The organism is Loigolactobacillus bifermentans DSM 20003, assembly GCF_001434575.1.
Classification (GTDB): domain Bacteria; phylum Bacillota; class Bacilli; order Lactobacillales; family Lactobacillaceae; genus Loigolactobacillus; species Loigolactobacillus bifermentans.
Map to the genome: position 1 here is coordinate 1 of NZ_AZDA01000115.1, position 219 is coordinate 219.

The 219-nt window shown below is 48.4% G+C and carries 1 protein-coding gene; it reads left to right on the forward strand.

Going from position 1 to position 219, the window contains the following annotated elements:
- Window positions 1-219 (forward strand): hypothetical protein (locus FC07_RS16005; RefSeq protein WP_202813453.1); only part of this gene is annotated, 219 nt, incomplete at both ends.

Sequence of the window (219 nt, forward strand, 5' to 3'; positions counted from 1 at the left end):
GATACAACAATCGACAGTAACACTTATCCGGAAGTACCAGGTTACACGGCAGAAACAACAGCGGTGACGGTGCCAACAGGTGATACAACTGTGAACGTGGTCTATACACCAAACACGATTACAGCTACAGTGACGATTCCAAGTAATAAAGGGGACCAAACAGTGACCGGCGTAACAGGGACTGTAGGGACAACGGTTGAAGTGGACGTGCCAGAAGTA